The sequence below is a fragment of the Actinophytocola sp. genome (genome assembly GCF_050699935.1).
Classification (GTDB): domain Bacteria; phylum Actinomycetota; class Actinomycetes; order Mycobacteriales; family Pseudonocardiaceae; genus Actinophytocola.
Map to the genome: position 1 here is coordinate 1 of NZ_JBOHGB010000269.1, position 4,054 is coordinate 4,054.

Annotated in this window: 6 protein-coding genes; 3 read left to right on the forward strand and 3 right to left on the reverse strand. The window is 74.1% G+C overall.

The window, feature by feature from the left end:
• Nucleotides 1-594 (reverse strand): hypothetical protein (locus tag ACRDTB_RS37550; protein WP_431437023.1); only part of this gene is annotated, 594 nt, incomplete at its 3' end.
• 61 nt (nt 595-655) lie between these two features.
• Here ACRDTB_RS37550 and ACRDTB_RS37555 point away from each other — a divergent pair.
• Nucleotides 656-865 carry a helix-turn-helix domain-containing protein gene (locus ACRDTB_RS37555; protein WP_431437024.1) on the forward strand — a complete coding sequence of 70 codons (210 nt, stop codon included), beginning with the start codon at nt 656-658 and terminating at the stop codon, nt 863-865.
• Nucleotide 866: 1 nt separating this feature from the next.
• A complete protein-coding gene (locus tag ACRDTB_RS37560) occupies nt 867-1,397 on the forward strand; it encodes a Clp protease N-terminal domain-containing protein (protein ID WP_431437026.1) in 531 nt (176 codons plus the stop codon).
• A gap of 4 nt (nt 1,398-1,401) precedes the next feature.
• On the opposite strand, the gene ACRDTB_RS37565 is transcribed toward ACRDTB_RS37560, so the two are convergent.
• The gene (locus ACRDTB_RS37565) at nt 1,402-1,821 is read right to left on the reverse strand and encodes a DUF5655 domain-containing protein (RefSeq protein ID WP_431437027.1); all 420 of its coding nucleotides are present in this window, start codon (nt 1,819-1,821) and stop codon (nt 1,402-1,404) included.
• On the reverse strand, nt 1,818-2,447 hold the full coding sequence (locus ACRDTB_RS37570) for a YczE/YyaS/YitT family protein (protein WP_431437028.1): 630 nt from the start codon (nt 2,445-2,447) through the stop codon (nt 1,818-1,820). Before ACRDTB_RS37570 ends, ACRDTB_RS37565 begins: the two co-directional genes overlap by 4 nt.
• 61 nt (nt 2,448-2,508) lie before the next feature.
• Between ACRDTB_RS37570 and ACRDTB_RS37575 the strand changes: the two genes are divergently transcribed.
• Complete coding sequence (locus tag ACRDTB_RS37575) at nt 2,509-3,966, forward strand: PLP-dependent aminotransferase family protein (RefSeq protein ID WP_431437029.1); 1,458 nt, start codon at nt 2,509-2,511, stop codon at nt 3,964-3,966.
• Nucleotides 3,967-4,054 lie beyond the last annotated feature (88 nt).

Consider the following 4,054-nt stretch of genomic DNA (forward strand, 5'->3'; position numbering starts at 1 on the left):
GTCCAGCACCGCGCCCGCGCCTCGCCGCGCCACCACGTCCGCGACGGTCGCCCAGTCCGGAAGGATCGGGTCGCCGCCGATCGCGCGGGACACCCCGCCGCTCGCGAGCAGCACCCGCAGGACCGCCGCCCGCGGCCACGTCGCCCGGCTCGCCTCGTAGGCGGCGTCCGGATCGGCTTCCGCCCGGCACCCGCCCGTGAGCACGTGCACGCCCGCACCGGTGACCGCGACGACCGGGCTGTCCGCGAGCACCAGGCCCTCGACGGCCTCGTCGTCCCACCGCACGAGCGCCACCGTGCTCGACGGCGACTCGCCCGAGGCCAGGCCGTGCTCGCGGGCCACCGCGCGGATCGCCGCCGCGAGCAGGTCCGCGAGGTCCATCCCCGGGTAGCCGGTGAGTCTCCCCACCAGCTCGCCCGCCAGCAGGCTCGCGTACCAGCCGCCGCCGCGCGGCCCGGGCCGCGGCGAGGTCGCGCCGTCGAGCAGCACGACCGCGTTCGGCAGCACCGAGACCACGCCCTCGCTCGGCCGGTGCTCGCCGTACGCACCGGCACCGGCCCGTTCGGCGACCTCGACCTGGGGTACCGCATTCATGATCAACATCGTACCGTCAACCTGGGTTGACATAGCTGACATGTCAACGTAAGTTGACGGCATGAGCGAGGCGACACAACTGGCGAACGCGGCCGGTGACCGGGACCCGAAGGTGGGCCTGCGCGCCGTCGCCGCCCTGCGCACGCTGCTGGAGCGGCTGGAGGCGGTGCAGGTCCGCAACGCACGCACCAACGGCTGGTCGTGGCAGGAGATCGCGGCCGAGCTGGGCGTCAGCCGGCAGGCGGTGCACAAGAAGCACGGGAGGTCCTGACATGTTCGAACGGTTCACCAAGCAGGCGCGGCGGGTCGTGACCGACGCGGTCGGCGAGGCCGAGCGCGAGCGCGCGCCGCGGGTCACCGGCGAGCACGTCATGCTCGCCTTGCTGGGCACGGACACCCGGTCCGCCGAGATCCTCTCCTCGGCCGGACTGACCCGCGAGGTGCTGGTCGAGGCGTTCGCCGCGATCCGCCGCCGCGGCGGGCTGACCGACACCGAGGCCGACGCCCTGCGGTCGCTCGGCATCGACGTGGACACGATCGTCGAGCGGGTCGAGCGGGAGCACGGCGCGGACGCGCTGGTCGAGCCGCGCCGGGCGCGGCGCGGGCACCGGCCGTTCGGCCCGGATGCGCGCGAGCTGCTGGTGCGGACGCTGCGCCAGGCCATGGACCGCCGTGACCGCCGGATCAGCGACGAGCACATGCTGCTGGCGCTCGCGGCCGGAACCGGGAGCACCGCGGAGGTGCTCGCCGCGCACGGGCTGACCTACCCCGAGGTGCGGGCGCGGCTGGCGAAAGCGAGCTAGCCGGCTAGAGCGGGGTGGAGAGGTAGGCGTCGGTGAGCCAGTCGCGGACCTGCCCGTCGACGTCGTCCGGGCCGTGCAGCTTCGTCTGGTGGTAGACGCGGCTGCCGGAGATCGTGACCTGTCTGGTGATCCGCGGGTCGTCGACCCGGTGGGACAGGATGAACGACAGGACCATCCACCGGGTCATCGGCCGCAGCTCGGCGAACGTCCGGGACCGCTTGAAGAACAGCCCGACCGACACCGGCTCGAGGTGCAGCGGACCGAGCGTCGTCAGGTGGCCGTGCACCGCGTCGAAGATCGGCCGCTCGAACGGCGGCCCGTCGGCGGCGAAGTAATCCTCGAGCGTCATCGCGGGCGCGCACTCGTGCGACTGGTTGCGCCGGCCGAACCGGCGGTCGCAGTTCGGGCAGGTCCAGGCGGTCACCGCACGATTGTGCCCCGCCAGGTCACCAGCGGAAGGAACGCCTGCGTGAGCGGACCGATGGCCAGCGCGTACAGCACGGTGCCGGCCCCGACCGTGCCGCCGAGCAGCCAGCCGGTGGCCAGCACGGTCAGCTCGATGCCGGTGCGGATCACCCGGACCGACACGCCGGTGCGCTCGACGAGCCCGGTCATCAGGCCGTCGCGCGGGCCGGGGCCGAGCCGCACGCCGAGGTAGGCGGCGGTGGCGAGCGCGTTGAGCACGACGCCGGCGACCATGAGCACGATCCGCGGGGCCATCGCGTCCGCCTGGCCGACCAGCGCGAGCGTGGCGTCGACGGCGAGCGCGATCAGCACGATGTTGGCCACCGTGCCGACTCCCGGCCGCTGGCGCAGCGGGACCCAGCACAGCAGGACCAGCGCGCCGACGATCGCGGTCACCGTGCCGAACGTCAGCCCGGTCCGTCGCGACAGCGCCTCGTGCAGCACGTCCCACGGGTCGAGGCCCAGGCCGCCGCGGATCATCAGCCCCATGCTCACGCCGTAGAGCACGAGCCCGCCGGCGAGCTGCGTGACCCGGCGCAGCGGCCGGGTCGTCACCGGGACCGGTCTCAGGTCGAGCTGTGCCACGTGGCTATCCTCAGGACGTTTGGTCTTCTACATCAATAACCAATCTGCAAGAATTGGTCATATGACGGCGACTGTCCCACCTGGTGGACGGGTGAATGCCCGAAGATTGGCCCAGTTGCTCGGTACGTGGCGCCGGCGGGGCTCCCGGCACGGCGCCACCGACCTGGCCGCCGGCATCCGGTTGCTGGTGCTCGACGGGCGGCTGCCGGCGGGCACGGGCCTGCCGCCCGAGCGCGAGCTGGCCGCCGCCCTCGCCGTGAGCCGCACGATGGTCGCCGCGGCCTGGGAGCGGCTGCGTGTCGACGGCCTCGTGGTCAGCCGGCGCGGCGCGGGCTCGTGGACCGCGGTGCCACGGGGCGCGTCCTTCGGCGGTGCCCTCGACGAGCGTGAGACGCCGCCTCGGGTGATCGACCTCGCCCGCGCGGTGCCGTCGTCGATCCCGGGCGTGGCCGCGGCGGCGGAGGCCGTGCTGCCCCGGCTCGCCGCCGAGCTGACCGGGCACGGCTACCACGAGCGGGGAGTGCTCGAGCTGCGCGAGCGCATCGCCGAGCGGTACACCGAGCGCGGCCTGCCGACCTCGCCGGACGAGGTGCTGGTGACCAACGGCGCCCATCACGGGTTCGCGATGGCGCTGCGGCTGCTGGTCGGCCCGGGCGAACGGGTACTGATCGAGCAGCCGACCTACCCGAACGCGATCGAGGCGGTCCGCGCCGCGCACGCGATCCCGGTGCCGGTCGCGATGAGCGACGGCGGCTGGGACCTCGAGGGCGTCGAGGCGACGCTGCGGCAGTCCGCGCCGCGGCTCGCGTACCTGATCGTCGACTTCCAGAACCCGACCGGCTTCCGGCTCGACGAGGCCGGCCGCGCCCGGCTCGGCGCGGCCCTGCGCCGGGCGCGGACCCCGGTCGTCATCGACGAGACCCAGGTCGAGCTGGACTTCGAGGACGGCCCGGCGCCGCCACCGCTCGGCGCGTTCGCCGGTGACCTCGTGATCGCCACCGGGTCGGCCGGCAAGTCGTACTGGGGTGGGCTACGGATCGGCTGGGTTCGCGCGTCCGCGGAGCTGGTCAACCGGCTCGTCGCCGCCCGGCGCGGGCTCGACCTCGGCTCGCCGGTCTTCGAGCAGCTGGTCGTCGCCGAGCTGCTCGCCGGTCCACGGGACGCACTCGTGGAGCGCCGGACGCGGCTCGCCGCGCATCGCGACACGCTCGCCGACGCGGTGCGGGCCGAGTGCCCCGACTGGTCGTTCCGGCTGCCTCCCGGCGGGCTGTCGCTGTGGTGCCGGCTGCCCGCTCCGGTGAGCAGCCGGATCGCGGCGGTGGCGCAGAACTTCGGCGTGCGGGTGGTGCCCGGCTCGTTCTTCGCGCCGCACGGCGGACTCGAACGCTGGCTGCGGCTGCCCTACACCGAGGCGCCGGACACCCTGCGTGAGGCGGCGCGCCGGCTGGCGCTCGCGGCCGTCTCGGTGGCGGAAAGTCGCGCACCGATGTCCGAGGACGGTCATATTCCGGTCACGTGACCGGCGTAGGGCACTAGCGCCGCGGACGGTGGACACGGTAAAAAGCAGTGCGCTGGATGGCCTAGTCCACTGCGGCCTTCCCGCGCAC